The organism is Streptomyces sp., assembly GCF_019510245.1.
Classification (GTDB): Bacteria; Actinomycetota; Actinomycetes; order Streptomycetales; family Streptomycetaceae; genus Streptomyces.
In genome coordinates this window covers 1-17556 of sequence record NZ_JAEKKT010000179.1, presented here as the reverse complement: position 1 = coordinate 17556, position 17556 = coordinate 1, and the positions used below count along the sequence as shown (strand labels likewise).

Genomic DNA, 17556 nt, shown 5'->3' with positions numbered 1-17556 from the left:
CGCCGCCGGCAGGCCGTCAGGACGCGTGCCGACCGCCCTTGGCACGTCCCCGGCGCCGGCTGCGCAGGCCCGCCGGGACCATCAGGCCGCCGAGGAGGCCGAGGCACAGGGCGTAGGGCCACCAGCCGAAGGCGTCCGCGGAGTGGGCGGCGGTGCGGGTGGTCACGGCGGGGGAGGCGCTGGACGCGGCGGGGTCCGTGGTGTCCGCCTCCGTCCTGGCCTTGGTGGACTTCGCGTCGAGGACCACGTCGTTGCCGTCGCCGCCCCGGTAGGTGATCCGGTAGACGGTGTCGGCCAGCTTGACCGCGGTGCCCTCGGCGAGGCCGTCGAAGGCGCCGGTGGTCGGGGCCCCGCCGGTGTGGTCGATCACGGTGATGCGGCGGGCCGGGGCGGTGCCCGCGGCGGACAGGTCGAGGCCACCGGCCAGGGCGACACGGCCCGACACCTTCAACGGCTGCTTCTGCAGGGCCAGTTCGCCCCGTCTGTGCTGGGTGTAGTCCCCCTTCACCGTCAGCCCGGTCGCCACCAGTCTGTCGTTCGTGACGGAGCCCAGCACGGTGCCCTTCCCGGAGAGCGCGGTCAGCACCCGCAGGCCCGCCGTGCCCGGGTCCAGACGGGCCCCCGCCGAGGTGAGCCGGATCGCCTCGCTGTGCACGAGGGTCGCCCCGGACCGCAGGGCGAGGGTGCCCCGCCCGACGGTGGTCGTCCCGGTGTACGTCACCGCGTCGCCGGTGAGCGTGGTGGTGGCCGCCCCCGACTGCACGAGGGACCCGGAACCGCCGACGTGTGCCAGGCGGACCGGCGTCGAGGTGTTGCGGACGACCAGGGTGCCGTCGTTTTCGACGCGCCGGCGCTCGGTACCCGTGAGGAGCGAGCCGTCGCCGCCCTCGGCGCCCGAACCCAGCCGCAGCACCGCGCCGTTCTCGATGGTCGTCGAGCCGTCGTAGTCCTGGGCGGCCGCGAAGGTCACGTCGTTCCCGCGCGTCCCCGCGATCACGATGTCCCCGACGCCGGGCGCGGCCAGTGTGTCGTGGTAGCGGCCGCCGCCGATCGGGGCGCCCAGCGTCACGGGTCCGTCGTAGTCGAAGGTGAGCTTCGAGCGGCGGCCGCTGGCCGCGTGCAGGTTGATGTAGACGGTGTCCTTCGTTCCCGGCATGAAGATCCGGTGGGTCGTCCCGTCGCCCCAGTGCACGTCGGCACCCTCGATGTTCGTCCCACGCTTGTTCAACTGGTGGGCGATCGGCTTCCAGTCGAGCGAGGGGTCGCTCAGCGACGGGTTGGTGTCGCCGCCCCGGTCGCTGTAGCTGTACTGGCCGGTGAGGACCACCTTGCTGCCCGGCCGCGAGTGGACGTTGACGTCACTGCCGTACGCCCGCTGGTAGAAGTCCTGGCGCAGGGTGATCGTCTGGTACAGCGGGGTGTCGATGATCCAGGAGCCCTGGTTGAGGATCGCGCGGGCGCGGGGGAGCGCCACCGGGTATTCCGGGCGGCCGACGGCCATCCCGGTGCCGTTGTCGATGACCCCGGAGAACGGCTGCGTGCCCGCCAGGTCCAGCGTGCCCCACATGTTGCGGGGCTGGGTCACCAGGCCCGAGCCGCTGATGGTGCCGATGTTGAAGGTGCGGGTGAGGGACAGGCGCAGGGTGCCGTCCACGCGGATGTTGAGCTGGTTCAGCTGATAGCCGGGGGTCCGGTACGGGAAGTGGCCGATCAGGCCGGTGCCGTCGCCCGTGCCGTACTGCAGGGTCGCGCCGCGCTCGACCGTGATCGCGGGCGGGTCGGGGTGGGTGACCGTCGTGTACGGGTGGTTGCCGCCCAGGGTGCGCACGACCTGCCGTTGCCGTGCCGTCGGCAGGGTGAAGTCGCTGTCCCTGGTGAGGATCAGGGTGCCGCCGCCACGCACGGTGAGCGTGCCCTCGCCGTGCAGGACGCCGTCGTACGTCGTCGTCCCGGCGGGCACGGTGACGACCGTGTCGCCGGTGAGAGTCACGTCCCGGTCGGCGAGCACGTCGGCGGTGACGTCCCGGGCGCCGGCGGCACAGGCCGGGGGAGCGGAGGCCAGGAGGGCGGCGAGGGCGCCGACGGCCGCTGCGGTGGTGTGGAGATGGGTGCGCACGTGATCGGAGACGGGGCCGGACGGCCGTGGATAACAGAAAATCGAGCCCCGCGAACGGATCGCTGAGAAATCGCTTTCCCCCTTGTCTTGTCAGATCCGTTGACCTTCTCGTAACACGCCCTTACCTTTTCGGCGATCTCAGAATCCCCCAGAACTCATCAGGAACACTCAAGGAGCGTGTGTGAGATGAGACGTGCGTACGCGATCCTGCTGTCCCTCTGCCTGGCGGTGATCGGCGCCCTGGCCGCCGCGGGACCGGCCGCGGCCGCCTCCCAGACCGTCACCAACGGCACCCGGTTCACCGACACCTCGGGGAACATCGTCCACGCCCACGGCGGCGGGGTCATCAAGGTCGGCGGCTACTACTACTGGTTCGGCGAGGACCGCAACTCCGACAACACCTTCAAGTCGGTGGACGCCTACCGCTCCACCGACCTGAAGACCTGGGAGTTCCGCAACCACGTCCTCACCCAGACCTCCGCCTCCGAACTCGGCACCGCCTACATCGAGCGCCCGAAGGTCATCTACAACGCGTCCACCGGCAAGTTCGTGATGTGGATGCACAAGGAGAACGGCGTCGACTACAGCCAGGCCCGCGCCGCCGTCGCCGTCTCCGACACCGTCGACGGCACCTACACCTACCAGGGCAGCTTCCAGCCGCTCGGCCAGTACATGTCCCGCGACCTCACCACGTTCGTCGACACCGACGGCACCGCCTACATGGTCTCGGCGTCCAACGAGAACGCCGACCTGCACATCTACAAGCTCACCGCCGACTACACCGGCATCGCCGGCCTGGTCGCCAACCCCTGGGCAGGCGCGAGCCGCGAGGCCCCGGCCCTCTTCAAGCGGAACGGCGTCTACTTCATGCTGACCTCGGCCGCCACCGGCTGGAGCCCCAACCAGCAGAAGTACGCCACCGCCACCTCGCTCGCCGGACCCTGGACCTCCTGGACCAACGTCGGCGACTCCACGGCGTACGGGTCCCAGACCGCGTACGTCCTCCCGGTCAGCGGCACTTCGGGCACCTCGTACCTCTACATGGGCGACCGCTGGGGCAACTCCTTCGGCGGCACGGTCAACGACTCCCGTTACGTCTGGCTGCCGTTGACCTTCCCGACCGACACCTCGATGTCGATGTCCTGGTACCCGGAGATCTCCGTCGACACGGCGGCCGGCACGATCAGCGGCACCGGCGCGACCTACAACACCCTGATCGCCCGGCACAGCGGTAAGTGCGCCGACGTCCCGAACCAGTCCCTCTGGGAGGCCGTCGCGATCAGCCAGTACACCTGCAACGGCGGCACCAACCAGAAGTGGTGGTTCAAGGACCTGGGCACCGGCTACTACGAGCTGATGGGCCGCGGCAGCTCGCTCTGCCTCCAGGAGAACGCCACGAACGTCACCCAGGAGGACTGCACCGGCGCCACCACCCAGCAGTGGTCGGTCGTCACCTCGGGGTCGTACGTGAACATCAAGGCCCGCACGTCCGGCGAGTGCCTGGACGTGAGCGGCGCGTCCACCGCCAACTCGGCCGCCGTCATCACGTACACGTGCAACGGCGGCACGAACCAGCAGTGGACACGTGGATCATGATCGCCCCTCGGCTCAGGCCAGCAGGTCGATCGCGTCGATCGAGGTGCCGGCGCTGAGGAAGGACGTGGTCCCCGAGCCGCTCGCCACGTAGATCTTCAGCGTGTTGTAGGAGCTGGTGTCCGTCAGCCAGGCGGACGCCGGCACGCTGTAGGTGAACGTGTGGTTGTTGCCCCGGTACGAGCCCACGGTCAGCGACCGGGTGCTCGGCTGGGTGGGCGGCGAGGGAACGGCCGAGGTCCAGGTGTCGTTGACGACGACCTGCGGCCGGCCGTTCGCGTAGGCCGTCGTCACGCCGATCCTGAGGGTGTGCGCGGCGGCGGCCTGGGCGGCCGTCAGCCTGAAGTAGACGACGATCCCGCTGTTGACGTCCTTCCACAGGTAGCAGGGGAAGGCCGAGGTCTCGGTGCCGCTGCCGATGACCACGTTCCCGGTCCAGGAGGCGGCCCGTACGTCCGAGGGGTGCGCGTACGTCATCAGCTCGGCGTTCTTGAACCCGACCGGGGTGCCGTCCCAGTTGTTGATGCGCCAGATCGCGGAGGCGTTGCTCGGGTCGTTGGAGGAGGGGATCGCGAGGGTGTTCAGGGTGGTGGTGGAACCCGCCGAGACGCTCACCGAGCCGGTGTAGACGGCCAGTTCGCCCTTGAAGACGGTGAGGGTGTACGTCCCGGGCAGGACCCCCGGGATCGAGAAGTAGCCGTCCGAGGAGCGCGCCGAACCCCAGTACTGCGCGGCCGAGTTGGCGAGGCCCACGGTGTAGGCGTAGGCGGTGTCCCGCCCCGAGATGCCGACGCCGGCCACCCGGCCGCGGCCGCTCGCCGCCACGTATCCGGAGATGCCGAGCGAGTCCGCCCATGACGTGGTGAGGGTGCCCGGGTACAGGGACGAGGAGGGCGCGCCGCCGTCCGTGAAGGCGATGACGTACGGGCCCTGGAGGCCGTAGCGCTCCGATTCCGTCTGGTTCTCGCCGTAGTACAGGATCTCGTACAGCCCGCCGCCGTCGGCGCTCTGGTGGCGCAGCAGCGAGCGGTAGAACGGACCGCCGGAGGCCTTCTCGTGGTTGCTGCGCACGATCCACAGGCCGACGCCGCCGGCCGTCCAGCCGATGTAGTCGTAGTCCGTCACCCGCAGCTTCGAGTAGTGCTTGGCGCGGGTCTGGCCGTCGGACTTCTCGAAGACGTCGGCGGACTCGATGACGGTGGGCGCGTAGGTGTAGGAATCCGGCTCGTCGTTGAGGAACAGGCCCGCCTTGACGCGCACGATGTAGCGGGTGGCGGTGACGGACGAGTCGGCCTTGTTGGTCCACAGGTAGATGTTGTTCTCGCCGCTGCGGGCCGCGTAGTAGTGCTTCAGCGTGCCGTAGGTGACCGAGATCAGGATCGTGGTGCCGGACTGGGCGATGGTCACCGTGGAGGTGCCGAGGCCAGACTCGACGTGTGAGTTCTTGCCTCCGTAGCCCTGGTACTCGGTGCCCTTGTAGACCAGCGAGGTCAGGTCGCCGTTGGTCTTGCTGACCTTGAAGACCAGGTTGGCGCCGGTGTCGACGACGTAGTTCGAGCCGTCGTCCGACCAGCCGAAGCTCGCGGCCGAGGCGGTCTCGGCGAGCGGTCCGGCGAGGGCCGCGGTGCCGGCGGCGGCCGCGCCGGCGAGGACGAAGGTGCGGCGTCCGAGCGGTCTCCCGGTGGATCCGGACATGGGGGTGCCTCCTTCGGTGGGGCGGGGGTGCGGGTGAGTGTGAGAGTGACAGTTGAATCGATTTCGCGAAAGGGCTTTCGCCGTCATGGAGTTGGCATTTTGCGGAAACTGGTCCAGGGGCTGGAAAGCGCTTGCCAGTTAGGGGTACGGTCCGCGCCAGGTCATGTCGCCACGACGGAGGAGTCCCGAGTGAGACGTTTCAACGGAGTCCGTGCCGCCGCGCTCGCGGCGGCCGTCCTCGCCGCCTGCCTGACGGCCGCCCCCGCCGCCCGGGCCCACGGCCGGCGGCCGCCCCTGGGCATCGAGAACTGCACCGCGGCCGCCTGCCACTTCGACGTCCCGCCGGGCGACTACGACGTGACGGTCCGGCTCGGCGGCGCGGCCGCGTCCGCCACGAGCATCAGCGGGGAGACCCGCCGATCGCTCCTCCCCGAGACGGCCGTGGCCGCGGGGCGGCAGGTGACCCGCGGCTTCACGGTGAACGTCCGCACCCCCGAGGGCGAACCGACGGGCCCCGACGGAACCCCCGGGCTGGACCTCGCCATCGGCGGCCCGGCACCCGCTCTCGCCGGCATCCGGGTCACCCCCGCCGCCCTCCCCCACGCTCGAACGCGCTTGCGCGGGGGGACCCCCATCACCCGGCAGATCTTCCTGGTCGGTGACTCCACACGTCTGCGACCAGCCGGCCGCCCCCTACACCGGCTGGGGCCAGCAGCTCCCGCAGTACGTGCGCAAGGGCGTCGCCGTCGCCAACTACGCCGACTCCGGCGAAAGTACCGTGACCTACGTGCAGAACCCGCAACTCTGGGGTTCCGTCCAGCCGTTGATCCGCCCGGGTGACCTGGTCCTCATCCAGCTGGCGCACAACGACAAGACGACCGTCCTGTCTCCATCATTGGTACGTTGAGTCACCAGGTCGTGATCAAGGAACATGCGGGTCCGACGGTATTCGACGTTTATTTCAACGTATGCGCCCGCTTACTGAGTTTGTCGTTAGTTCTGTGGTGTTTGGGGATGGATTGTTAGGCCGGTGTGGGTGAGGAAGGACCATGGGAGTTGCTCGCTGGAGCAGACTCGGTGGATGCCGCGTTCGGCTGCGTCGGCGACGTCGGCGAGGTGGTCTTCGGCAAGGTTGGCCAGCTCGCGTGCTTTGATGGCCGACCACAGCAGTTCCACGGGGTTGAGTTCGGGTGCACAGGCCGGAAGCCGCTCCAGCTCAAGCCAGTCCTGTTCGCCCACCCAGGCCCGCATGCCCCGGCTCCAGTGGGCGGACAGTCCGTCCCAGACCAGCACCACCGGCTCGCCGGCGTAGAAGGTCTTGATCTGTTCCAGCACTTCGATCAGGGAAGTGGTGTCGTAGCTGCCCGGCTTGAGGTGGAAGCACAGCCGCGGTCCGCGTTCGCTGTCGGCGGCGTGGTAGCCCAGCGCGGCGGCCATCCCGGCCCGTTTCCAGTTCAGCCGGTGCCGCAGGGTGGGAGTGCGGCCGCGGGGCGCGTAGGTGCGGCGTATCTGGGGCAGCAGGGACACACCCGATTCGTCGAAGAAGACGATCCAGCACGTTTCTTCACCGCCCCTTTTTGATGCGGGGCCACTCGTGGGCGATCCACCGGGCGATCTCGGCGTCGTCCCGCTCGACGGCCCGGCGCTGGGGGCGCTGCAGGCTCCAGCCCAGCCGCCCGGTCAGCAGCCGCCACACCGACGCCCGTGCCAGCTGCACCCCGGTCAGCCGCTCCACCAGCACACCCACCCGTTCCGGAGTCCACAGATCGGCCTCGAACCCGTGCGCTTGGGCGCCCTGCACCAACGCCGCTTCCACGGCTGCGACTTGGGCGTCATCAAGTTTGGGCGGCCGGCCGCCGGCAGGGCGCCGTCGCAGTGCCTGCGTTCCGCCCTGCTCCCACACGCGTCTCCAACGCCGGACGCTCTCCAGGCAGACCCCCACCGCCCGCGCGACCTCGGCCTGCGCACACCCCCGCTCGAACATCTCGGCCGCGCGCATGCGACGGGCCTCGGCCAACTGCGGCCGAGTCAAACGCAATCGTCCTGGACGACTTCCATCGCCGACTGCTTGGGGAGAGCAAGCGCACTCCCTTCCCTGCGGCTGAGGTCAAGCGAGCGCTGGCTGGCGCGTCACTGTTGAGGGAATGAGAGCCCGGCGCCCCGCTCTGGCCAGCCGGCAGTGGTGCGTTCGGCTTGGGTCCCGGCGTGAATGACGCGGTAGGACTCGGTGCCGGTGCGTACGGGTGGCCAGCACTGACCGGTGACGCTCACTACAGACGGACGTCACCGGCCAGTTCGGTATCAACCGATGCCGGTAACGCTGAGTGCCGTGGTCCAGTTGTTCTTCATAGCGGTGCGTGCGGCGGACAGGGTGATCCTGCCGTCGCAGACCGCGTTCTTGAGCTTGGTCTCGACGCCGTCCTTCGTCGTGGCCGTCTTGGTGCCTGAGTACGGCTCCGGCCACAGGTTCTTCGGGTCGCGCGGGGAGCCACCGAGTTCCAGCGGGATGAAGTGGTCTTCCTCGTAGTCGGCGGTGGAGGTGTCCGAGTAGCCGTAGTCCGCGATGCCCTGCACCTTGAGCGGGTTGGTGTAGGAGGTGGGCGGGCGGACGGTCGCCGTCCAGCCGGACACACAAATCGTGGAGTTGATCGTCGACTGGGTGACGTCGGGGTTGTACACACCCGGCGTGCACGTCGGGTCAGGCAGCGGCAGATAGGACTGGGAGCAGGTGCTGGCCTGGGCCGTACCGGCACTGAAGCCGAGGATGAGGCCGCTGAACGTCAGAGCCAGAGCCGAGCCGGCCGCGGCCGGTATGCGTGCGATGGGACGCATGAGTGTCTCCTGAGACATGAGGCTCGGCGATGGTCGCCGAGGTCGTGTCCATGACACTCTGCTGGACTGCTACGCGGGTAGACATCGAACGTAAATTCGTGATGAGCGAAGGGTTGCCGATCGGTCAACCCGGACGGGAGGTCCGCACTCTGTTCGGGCGCCCGGCAGGGCCCCGGGGTTCTTTGTATTCGTGAGCGGCATGTCGCCCACTGGTTGAAGTGCTGTGATGCCGCTCTTGCTGCGTCGTAGGTGCGGATACCAGGTGGTCGACGTCCAGTTTGCTGGCGCTGCCGAGGGAGCGGTCGTCGTGGGGGCTGTACCAGCTGCCGCCGGTCAGCGCGCACTTCCTGCCGACCTCGGGGCGGTGACGGTTCGTCCAGGAGGACTTCGGCGCGCGTGTTGGAGCCGTCCTTGTCCGCGTCCGTCCAGTGCTTGAACTTGTCCCGGGAGGAGCTGGCGTGGTTCTCGTCGAACACGGTGAGTGCGGCAAGGGGGCCGACGCGCCGTGCTCCAGGTGTTCCCCTCGTCGTCCTGCTGGAACGACTGCTGCTCCCGTGAGTCCGGGGGTTCTCCGGCTGACGGGACTCCACCCGTAGTTCCACCTGTGGGTCCAGGCGTGTACCGGCCTGTGTCAGCAGGCTTGGGGCATGACAACGACTGACTGGATCACCGATATCGCTCTCCTCCTCGTCGTCTTCCGGCAGCTGCGGGAGGGCAGCCTCGACGCGAAGTCGTACGTGATCCCCCTGGGGATCGTGGCCTTCGTCGCCCACAGCTACCTGAACACCGTGCCCACGGCCGGCAATGACCTGGGGCTGATCGGCGCGCTCGTCGCCGTCGGCGCGGCCCTCGGCGTCGCGGGCGGCATCTACACCCGTATACGCAGGACCGGCACGCATCTCTTCATCAAGGCAGGCGCGGTCTCCGCGACGCTGTGGGTGCTGGGCATGGGGGCGCGGATGGGCTTCCAGCTGTGGGTCGACCACGGCGGCGCCGACGACGTGGCCCGCTTCAGCCTGGCCCACCAGATCACCACGCAGGACGCGTGGGTGGCCGCGTTCGTGCTGATGGCACTCACCGAGGTGGTCACACGGCTGGGCACCATATTCCTCCGCGGCCGCATGGCCACCCGGGAGCAGCGGCAGCCGGAGGTCGACGGACGGCGCGCGGCGGTCGCCGCGGACCGGACCGTGTGAACACGGGCTATCGTCGCGCCGTGTCCGTTTCCGACAATCTCCCCGCCCCCGGGCCGGCCTCCTTGCGGGAGCTCGGCCCTCGGGTCGTGCTCCGGCACGCCGCCCGCCTCCAGTGGGCCGTCACGCTGCTGATCATCGCCATCGCGGTCAGCACGGTGCGGCCGGTGGGCGTCAGCGGCCGCGGCCTGGCCGTGGTCGCCCTGCTGGTGGTCAACTCCCTCGCTCTGCTGGCCAGGCATCTGCCGCCCGACGTCCCACGCCCGACCGCGCTGGTCTGGCTGACCGCCGGTGTCGTGGCGGCTGCCGCCCTGCTCGAGGCGAGCAACAGCGGCTCCGGTTACCTCTTCGCCTACTTCCTCGTCGGCCATGCCGGCTACCGGCTCCCCCTCAGGCCGGCCCTGGCGGTCGCGGCCCTGTCCAGCCTGCTGTGCGGCGCTGTCTTCTACTTCTACGTCGGTCCCGATCACCAGGTGCTCACCTGGACCTCCGGCCTCAGCACCGGCGTCCCGGTGGTGGCCGGGATCCTGGGCCGGGGCAGGCAACAGGCGGTGGAGGCGAGGCTGCAGGCCGCCGAGTCCGCCGAGCGGGCCGCGCGGGCCGAGGCGCGAACGGCCGTGCTCACCGAACGCGGCCGCATCGCCCGCGACGTCCACGATGTGCTGGCGCACTCGCTGGCCGGGATCAACATGCATCTGGAGCTGGCGGACGCCCTGATGGACACCGGCGACCTGGAGAAGGTCCGCGCGGCGCACAACAAGGCGCAGAGCCTTGTCAGGGAGAGCCTGAAGCAGGCCCAGTGGACCGTGCACGCGCTGCGCGAGGACTCCCTTCCGCTGCTCGAAAGTCTGACCGCCATGATCGAGTCGTCCGGCCACCGCGAGGTGCTCACCGCCACCGGGGCCGTCCGAGAGCTGCCGGCACAGGTCACCCAGAACGTGCTGCGCATCGCGCAGGAGGCGCTGACCAACGCGGCCCGGCACGCTCCCGGGGCCGAGATCGCGGTGGAGCTGACGTTCGACGCCGCCTCGACCAGCCTTGCCGTCCGCAACGGGCCCGCGACCGGTGAGGCGACCGCGGGTGTCGGCAGCGGGATGGGACTGATAGGAATGCGCGAACGCGTCGCCCTGCTGGGCGGCACCCTCACCGCGGGTCCGCTCACCGAGGGACCGGACCGGGGCGGCTGGCAGGTGGAGGCAGTGATCCGAGGATGACGACGAACGAACCGGCCCAGGAGCCACGCAACCCGCAGGACCCGCTGACCGAGCGCCCGCTGAAGGTGATCGTCGCCGACGACCAGGCCGCCGTCCGCGAGCCCTTGGCCGCGGTGCTCGACATGACCGAGGACATCGACGTCGTGGCCGCGGCCGCGGACGGCACCGAGGTGCTCGCCGCCGTGGCCGCCGCACCGGTCGACGTCGTCCTGATGGACCTGCGCATGCCGGTGATGGACGGTACCGAGGCCACCCGCCGGCTGAGCGAGGAACACCCGGGAACGGCCGTGGTCGTGCTGACCACCTTCGCTGACGACGACTCGATCCTGGACGCCCTGAGCGCCGGTGCTCGCGGCTATCTGACGAAGAACGCGGGGCGCCAGGACATCGTCCGCGCGATCCGGGCCGCCGCCGCGGGACAGTCCGTACTCGACCACGAGGTGCGGAACCGTCTCCTGGCCACCGTCCGCACGCGCCCGCCGGCCGGCGGGCAGCCGCTTCGGGGGTTGAGGAACATCCATGTCAGATCGTGCGCTAAGCCCTCGCGGCCTCCAATGACGCTTTGACCTGGGCTGATCGTAGGGCCAGCCTTCGCGGGTCGATGTTGTCGATCTTCGGAGGTCCTGGTGGCGGTTGAGTTCCTGTCTGATCAACCGGCAGCCCAGTACGCGGCGTTCAACCGAGCGCCGTCACGTGCGCAGCTGGAGCGGTACTTCTTCCTGGATGACTCGGATCTGGAAAAAGTGCAGGCCAAACGGCGTTCGCACAACCGGCTCGGGTTCGCGGTCCAGTTGACGAGCGTGCGCTACCTGGGCCGGTTCATGCCGGACCCTCGGCAGGTGCCGGCGGAGGTCGCCGAGTACCTCGCCGAGCAACTGGGGATCGCTGATGCGTCGTGCCTGAAGGAATACGGCGAGCGGGACGGGACGGCCCGTACACACGCCGGAGAGATCCAGGAGGCCGGAGGCTGGCGGGACTTCACCCAGGTGCGTGACGAGCTGAGCGAGTGGCTGGATGCGCGGGGCTGGACGACCGGCGACGGGCCGAAGTCGCTGTTCGACGCAGCGGCCGGGTGGCTGCGCGAGTACGTCTTGATCATCAGGGTGCCGCCGTCGTACCAGACGCAGCTCTGCCGCCTTGCCTGATGTCTCCTCGACGATGCGTCGGGCATGCGCGCTGCACCCGGCGCCGACAGCCGGTCGCTGATCCTGCGGTCAGGACCAGGCTGCTGGTGCCGCAGCGCGGGCCCGGTGCTCGCGGATCTCGTACGCGCCGCAGCTCGCGGACCTGCCGGACCAGAAGATGTGGCGCATCGACCGCACCGCCGACTACAGCGCCTTCCAGGACGCCGCCCGCGGCCGGATCGACCTCGCCCGGATCGAACGGCACTGGGAGGACATCCTTCGCATCATCGGCTCCATCCACACCGGGGCCGTGCGCGCGTACGACGTGATCCGGATGCTGTCCCGCGACGGCCGCCCCACGCCGCTCGGCGACGCGATCGCCCACTACGGGCGGATCACCAAGGCCCTGCACATCCTGCGCCTGGCCGACGAGCCCGGCTACCGCCGCCAGATCAAGATGCAGGCCAACCTCCAGGAGGGCCGCCACGCCCTTGCTCGGAAGATCTTCCATGGGAAGCAGGGGCAGCTGTACCAGCGCTACCAGGACGGCATGGAGGACCAGATCGGCGCCCTGGGCCTGGTCCTCAACGCCCTCGTGCTCTTCAACACGCGGTACATGGACGCCGCGGTGAATCAGCTGCGCGCGGATGGCTTCGACGTCCGTGACGAGGACGTGGCCCGCCTCTCGCCGTTCGTCAGGCATCACATCAACATGCTCGGCCCGTACTCCTTCCAGCTTCCCGACCTGCCCGGTGGCCTGCGCCCGCTGCGCGACCCGGACGTCACCGACGAGGGCTGACCGGGTCCTGGCCCGCACCGCCGGACGGGAGGACCATGGAGGTACGTCCGGCGGTGCGGCCAGTGCGGCATGGTGCGGGTGTTCTGGTTGCGACGCCGGGGCGGCGCGTGCTCGTCAGGGTGTCTTTGGGCGCGGGGCGTCCGCGGGTCTGTCGTGTGCTGTACCGGCGGACTCGGTGTGTGAGAGTGCGGCGAGGAGACGCAGTTTCTCGTCGCTGTCGCTGTCCTTGTCGGGGTAGTAGACGACGAGGATGACGTCGTCGATGGGGAGTTTGTCGCGGTGGAGGCGTAGTTCACCGACGACGGGGTGGTGGACGGTGGTCGTGCCTCCGTCGAGACTGCGGACGTCGTGGCGGGCCCACAGGGTACGGAACCGCTGACTGGACAGTGCGAGTTCTCCGACGAGTTCGACGAAGCGGGGGTTGTCGGTGTCGTCCCCGATGGTGGTGCGAAGGGCGGCGATGAAATCGGCAGTGGCTTTCGTCCAGTCCTGGTGGAAGGCTTGTTCCTCAGGATCAAGGAGGAGAGAACGAAGCCGGTTCTGGCCGGGCTGCAGGCGGGGGGAGAGCGCGACCGCCATGGGGTTGGAGGCCAGGACATCGAACGCGCGCCCTTCGACGAACGCGGGGATCTGAAGGTGGGCGAGCAGCTCGTGCACGCGCGCCGGTACGTGCTCGGGCCTCTTGCGCCGCGGCGCCCTGGGGCGTGCCGCCGCGAGGCCGAGCAGATACGTCCGCTCGATGTCGTCGAGCTGCAGGACGCGCGCGAGTGATTCGAGGACCTGCGGTGAGGGGTTCTTGTCACGGCCCCGTTCCAGGCGCAGGTAGTAGTCGGGACTGATTCCGGCGAGCAGGGCGACTTCCTCGCGGCGCAGGCCGGGCACGCGGCGGTTGCCCCCGGGCGGGAGTCCTGCCTGTGCCGGGGAGACCAGTTCGCGTCGGGCACGGAGGTAGTTGCCGAGCTGGTTGCCGGATTCCTCGTCCTTCATACCGACACCGTAATGCGGTGCGCGTGTCCCAGAGGGGGTCCTGGCAGGACCAGGGAAGACGGGGGCCCTGCCACACCCGGCGGATGCCGTCAAGACTGCGATAGCACTGGTTTGAAAGAGACAGAGAGCATCACTGTCTGTGCCGCGGGCCTGAACGCCGGCGGCGCCCTGGACTGAAGGGAAGATCTCGTGGATCTCTCCAACCGCACCGTTCTCATCGTCGGCGGAACCTCGGGTATCGGGCGAGAGCTGGCCCGGCGGTTCGCTGCGGGGGGCAGCACCGTGGCCGTTGGCGGCCGCAGCCCGGAGGCACTCTCGGAACTCGCCGACGAAGGTTTCGGCACGTTCGGCATCGACGTCACCGACAGTTTCTCCGTCGCATCCGTCCGTGACGCCGTGCTCGCCCGGTACCCCGAGCTGGACACCGTGGTGACGATGTCGGGCGTCATGCTCCTGGAGGACCTGCGCGACCCCGCGCACTTCGAGGCGGCAGCAACGACGATCGACACCAACCTGCTCGGCACCATCCGGGTCATCGACGCCTTCACCCCGCACCTGGTCCGGCGGGGTACCGGCACCTTCATCACCGTCACCTCCGGCATCGCCTTCCTGCCGTTCCCGCCCATGCCGAGCTACGCCGCCTCGAAGGCCGCGGTGCACGCCTACTCCGAGGCACTGCGCGCGCAACTCGACGGCACCGGTGTCGGCGTCGTCGAGCTCGTCCCCCCGGCCGTCGCCACAGCAGGACAGGAAAAGGTGAACCCGCACGCGCTGCCGCTCGACGACTTCGCCACCGAGGTCATGCACCTGCTCTCGCAGGACCCCACCCCCCACGAAATCCTCGTGAAGGGCGTCCTCATGCACCGCTGGGCCCAGCGCGACGGCACCTACGACGACCTCGTCGCACAGCGATCCCAGGCCCTGGCCATGCTCCCCAGCCGCCAAGGCTGACACCCTTCCCCTCCCGATCGGCGGCCTCATCGCTCATCGCCCGGACCCCGCCACCCGAACGGCCCCGCCCACGCGGCCCACCCTGCCGGGCGGCGGCAGTTTCAGCGGCGGGCGTCTCCGGGGGCGAGCAGGCCGGTGAGTTCGGCGATCGCCTCCGGGGAGGGCTTGAAGTAGCGGCGGACATTCTCCGGCTTCTTGTGCCGGGACTTCGCCATCAGCATCAGCAGCGAGGCGCCCTGCTCGCCGAGGTGGGTCAGGGCAGAGTGACGGTACTCGTGCAGATCCCAGCCCGTTCCCAAGCCGCGCAGGGCGGTGTGCTCGTCCAGCAGCGCGCGGGCCTGCCCGTACGACAGGTGCGCCAGGCCGGTGTCCGGGCAGACATCGCGGCGGCTGACGACCTTGCCCGGACCTGGACGGCGGTGGGTGACGAACACCGGCCCACGGGTGCGGCCTTTGAGGAGCCGGGGCAGCAGCCGGGCGGTGCCAGCGTCCCAGTACACGGTCTCCAGAACGTAGTCCTCGCGCGCCTGGCCCCGGCGGCGGGCCTTGGTCCGGGCGCCCTTCGCCTTTACCAGGCAGCGGCGCGCGGCGAGGTCCAAATCCTCGATGTTCACGCCGAGGATCTCCTCCGCCCGTCCGGCGGTCTCGTACAGCATCCGCCACAGCGTCTTCTCCCGCAGGTGCACCTCGCGCCGCGCGATCAGCCGGTCAATGGCCATCTTTGAGCGGGCGAGGGTCTCAGAGTCCGGCACCGTCAGCCGCTTCGCCCAGGCCGGGACCATCGGCCCTTCGTAGCCGCGATCCCGGCACCAGCCGAGCCAGGACAGCACCCCCGCCCGGCGGGAGTTCCAGGTGTTGACCGCCGCGGTGCCCCAGAGCAGTTCGAGGGCTTCGCCGATTTCATCGTCCGCGACCGAGGCCAGCGGCCGGCCCTCGCCGATCCGCTCGGCGGTCTTGCCCACCCCGATCCCGTAGTTCCGGGCCGTATTCGGGTTGCCGAGCGAGTCGAGGAACACGTCCGCCGCCGCGCGGACGGTCAACGCCTTTCCAGTCGGCAACTGCACGATGGTGGGCACCGCTTCCCTCTTGCCGCAGATAACAGGGCCGCTTCACGCAGCGACCGGAGACCGTCACCGCAGGTGACGGGTGTTATCCGTGGGAAGACTTCAGACGGGTCCGGCCGCCGACGCTCCGTCAGCCGCCTACCAGGACCGACGTCGGCTTAGCGCACGATCTGACATGGATGTTCCTCAACCCCCGCTTCCTGCGGACCTCACCCGCCGCGAACGCGAGGTGTTCACCCTTATCGGCCAGGGCCTTTCCAACCGTGCCATCGCCGAGAAACTCTTCATCAGCGAGGCCACGGTCAAGACCCACATCAACAACCTGTTCGCCAAAGCCGGCATCCAGGACCGCGCCGACGCCGTCCGCCAGGCCATTGCGGCCGGCCTGGCATGACCCGGGCCCGGTTCGGGCGGTCAGGCCGTCCGTGCGCTGAGCCGGTGGCTGGCCGCCATCTGCGTGCCCCGCCCCGCTGGATCGGCGACCTCACCAGGACCATTCACTGACTACGCCTAGATACGCGGTGTCGGCGCACACGTGAACGCTGATTCGTACGCCGACAAGTGCTCGGCTGCGGCAGCCGCCGACAGGTCAGCGCGTCGGGCCGGAGTCGGACGCGTGTCGTCGCCGGCCGGGCTCAGGCAGCAGGTATGCGGCGCCGCACGATTCGGCGAGGGCAGGGCCGAAGAGGGCGGCCGGGGTGTATGCGCCTGGTCGGCCCTCACCGGCCAGGAGCCGCCGGGCGATCTCCGCGGGCACTGCTCCGGTGTACTCCTGTGCGTCGCCCGGGCGTAGCCAGCCCTCTCGGGTCTCGCCGTCCGCCCAGGTGACGACGGCGTGCCCCCAGGAGTGCTCACGCGGCCGTCCCTTCGCCCTGACGCGTACCTGTGCGAGGCAGCGTGTGGTGAACGATCGCAGCCGCTCCCACCGCATGAGCGTGCTCACGGCCGGCATCATCGCCCGGATCACGGGCGAGGACGGTGCCTCGCTGGACGCCGAAAGGACATGGCGGGCGCCGCTCGCCCGGTGAGCCGCGAGAAGTTCGCCCAACGGCATGCTTGCCGTGGTCACCTGCGATCCGTCCGGCAGGGTGAGACGCACCGCATCGCTGAGAATCCGGGCGGGCGCCAGATGACCGTCAGTGATCTGACGGCCTTCGAGGCCGCCGAGGAGGGTGCCGATCAAGGCTTCACCGGCAGTGCCTTCCTCCACCGCCATCGAGGGCACCATGTCGACCCGGACCCGAAGCGGTGCGGGACGGCCCTCCCACAGCTTCACCACGACGCTCTCCGTGGCGGTCACGCCGAACCCGGCGCCGGTGACGAGCGTGTGCCCCGCCTGGGTGGCCGCGTCGTGCATCTCGAATGCAGCGGAGAGCGCCGCGACATCGTTCGCCAGGTCGAGGTAGTGGTTGCCGACGGCATGGCAGGCGTCGACGACCTCATGGGCCGTCGTGGTGAACGGCCCCACCGTGTTGATGACCACGCCGGGTCGTTGCTGCCGGATTTCCGCGGCGGCGGTCAGGGAAGAAGCCGACGCTGCCGGTCTGCTCCGCTGCGGCGTGCAGGCGGCGTGCGTCCCGGCCGACGAGCACGGCCGCCAGGCCGCCCCGGGCGAGGTGTGCCGCGATGGAGCGGCCGCTGTGCCCGGGGCCGCCGAGCACCCAGATCTGTGCACTCATTCGAAGAACTCCTGTAGTGGAGGTGAAGCCGACGGCCGGCCGGCGGTGAGCGTCAGGCGGTCGTGATGATGAGCTTGCCGCCCTTGGGTGTGCCATCGCGCTCGAGTTCGGTGAGCGCCTTGATGGCTTCCGTGAGCGGCACGGTGCGGGCGATCGGCACCCGCAGGGTGCCCTGTCCGGCGGCGCGCGCGACCTCCTCAAGATCCTCTGGCGCGGCCTGGGCGACCAGGATGCGGAAGGGGCCCGGCAGAGCGGCCTTCACGAACGTTGCAGGCGTGGGGTGGAGGCCGACGATGCGCCCGCCCGGCT

General features: G+C 69.7%; 15 protein-coding genes and 4 pseudogenes. 9 read left to right on the top strand and 10 right to left on the bottom strand.

What is annotated here, in order from left to right:
- Positions 1-16: 16 nt before the first annotated feature.
- Complete coding sequence (locus tag JF597_RS35415) at positions 17-2116, bottom strand: autotransporter (protein ID WP_294004991.1); 2100 nt, start codon at positions 2114-2116, stop codon at positions 17-19.
- Positions 2117-2302: 186 nt separating this feature from the next.
- On the opposite strand from JF597_RS35415, the gene JF597_RS35410 reads away from it, so the two are divergent.
- On the top strand, positions 2303-3712 hold the full coding sequence (locus JF597_RS35410; protein WP_294004988.1) for an RICIN domain-containing protein: 1410 nt from the start codon (positions 2303-2305) through the stop codon (positions 3710-3712).
- A 12-nt stretch (positions 3713-3724) separates the two neighbouring features.
- Here JF597_RS35410 and JF597_RS35405 read toward each other — a convergent pair whose 3' ends face one another.
- Positions 3725-5404 carry a rhamnogalacturonan lyase B N-terminal domain-containing protein gene (locus JF597_RS35405; RefSeq protein ID WP_294004985.1) on the bottom strand — a complete coding sequence of 560 codons (1680 nt, stop codon included), beginning with the start codon at positions 5402-5404 and terminating at the stop codon, positions 3725-3727.
- Positions 5405-5593: 189 nt separating this feature from the next.
- Here JF597_RS35405 and JF597_RS35400 point away from each other — a divergent pair.
- A pseudogene (locus tag JF597_RS35400) lies at positions 5594-6284 on the top strand (carbohydrate esterase); the annotation flags it as partial.
- A 113-nt stretch (positions 6285-6397) separates the two neighbouring features.
- Here JF597_RS35400 and JF597_RS35395 read toward each other — a convergent pair.
- The 3 genes from JF597_RS35395 to JF597_RS35385 form a co-directional block, all read right to left on the bottom strand.
- On the bottom strand, positions 6398-6931 hold the full coding sequence (locus JF597_RS35395) for a transposase (RefSeq protein WP_294004982.1): 534 nt from the start codon (positions 6929-6931) through the stop codon (positions 6398-6400).
- A 37-nt stretch (positions 6932-6968) separates the two neighbouring features.
- On the bottom strand, positions 6969-7403 hold the full coding sequence (locus JF597_RS35390; RefSeq protein ID WP_294004979.1) for a winged helix-turn-helix domain-containing protein: 435 nt from the start codon (positions 7401-7403) through the stop codon (positions 6969-6971).
- A gap of 302 nt (positions 7404-7705) precedes the next feature.
- Positions 7706-8236: a hypothetical protein gene (locus JF597_RS35385; RefSeq protein ID WP_294004976.1), complete on the bottom strand. Its 531-nt coding sequence runs from the start codon at positions 8234-8236 to the stop codon at positions 7706-7708.
- A gap of 647 nt (positions 8237-8883) precedes the next feature.
- Between JF597_RS35385 and JF597_RS35380 the strand changes: the two genes are divergently transcribed.
- The 5 genes and pseudogenes from JF597_RS35380 to JF597_RS35360 all read left to right on the top strand — a co-directional run bounded on the left by JF597_RS35380 (position 8884) and on the right by JF597_RS35360 (position 12566).
- Positions 8884-9432 carry a hypothetical protein gene (locus JF597_RS35380; RefSeq protein WP_294004973.1) on the top strand — a complete coding sequence of 183 codons (549 nt, stop codon included), beginning with the start codon at positions 8884-8886 and terminating at the stop codon, positions 9430-9432.
- Between the two features lie 62 nt (positions 9433-9494).
- A complete protein-coding gene (locus JF597_RS35375) occupies positions 9495-10643 on the top strand; it encodes a histidine kinase (RefSeq protein ID WP_294005058.1) in 1149 nt (382 codons plus the stop codon).
- Positions 10640-11134 (top strand): annotated as a pseudogene (locus JF597_RS35370) (response regulator transcription factor); the annotation flags it as partial. The gene JF597_RS35375 and the pseudogene JF597_RS35370, both read left to right, overlap by 4 nt.
- A 135-nt stretch (positions 11135-11269) precedes the next feature.
- Positions 11270-11728 (top strand): annotated as a pseudogene (locus tag JF597_RS35365) (DUF4158 domain-containing protein); the annotation flags it as partial.
- A gap of 175 nt (positions 11729-11903) precedes the next feature.
- Entirely contained in the window at positions 11904-12566 is a 663-nt protein-coding gene (locus JF597_RS35360; RefSeq protein ID WP_294005055.1) for a Tn3 family transposase, read from the top strand.
- A gap of 114 nt (positions 12567-12680) precedes the next feature.
- On the opposite strand, the gene JF597_RS35355 is transcribed toward JF597_RS35360, so the two are convergent.
- Complete coding sequence (locus JF597_RS35355) at positions 12681-13553, bottom strand: helix-turn-helix transcriptional regulator (protein ID WP_294004967.1); 873 nt, start codon at positions 13551-13553, stop codon at positions 12681-12683.
- 189 nt (positions 13554-13742) lie between these two features.
- Between JF597_RS35355 and JF597_RS35350 the strand changes: the two genes are divergently transcribed.
- Complete coding sequence (locus JF597_RS35350) at positions 13743-14504, top strand: SDR family NAD(P)-dependent oxidoreductase (RefSeq protein WP_294004964.1); 762 nt, start codon at positions 13743-13745, stop codon at positions 14502-14504.
- Positions 14505-14605: 101 nt separating this feature from the next.
- Here the strand turns inward: JF597_RS35350 and JF597_RS35345 are convergent, their stop codons facing one another.
- Positions 14606-15580: a site-specific integrase gene (locus tag JF597_RS35345; RefSeq protein WP_294004961.1), complete on the bottom strand. Its 975-nt coding sequence runs from the start codon at positions 15578-15580 to the stop codon at positions 14606-14608.
- Positions 15581-15764: 184 nt separating this feature from the next.
- Between JF597_RS35345 and JF597_RS35340 the strand changes: the two are divergent.
- Positions 15765-15962, top strand: a pseudogene (locus JF597_RS35340) (LuxR C-terminal-related transcriptional regulator); the annotation flags it as partial.
- 195 nt (positions 15963-16157) lie between these two features.
- Here JF597_RS35340 and JF597_RS35335 read toward each other — a convergent pair.
- From JF597_RS35335 to JF597_RS35325, 3 genes are all read right to left on the bottom strand, one after another.
- Entirely contained in the window at positions 16158-17051 is an 894-nt protein-coding gene (locus JF597_RS35335; protein ID WP_294004959.1) for a hypothetical protein, read from the bottom strand.
- Positions 17008-17247 (bottom strand): hypothetical protein, encoded by a 240-nt coding sequence (locus JF597_RS35330; RefSeq protein WP_294004956.1) that lies wholly within the window; start codon positions 17245-17247, stop codon positions 17008-17010. Before JF597_RS35330 ends, JF597_RS35335 begins: the two co-directional genes overlap by 44 nt.
- Before the next feature lie 52 nt (positions 17248-17299).
- The coding region (locus tag JF597_RS35325) for a zinc-binding dehydrogenase (protein ID WP_294004953.1) at positions 17300-17556 on the bottom strand (257 nt) is incomplete at its 5' end.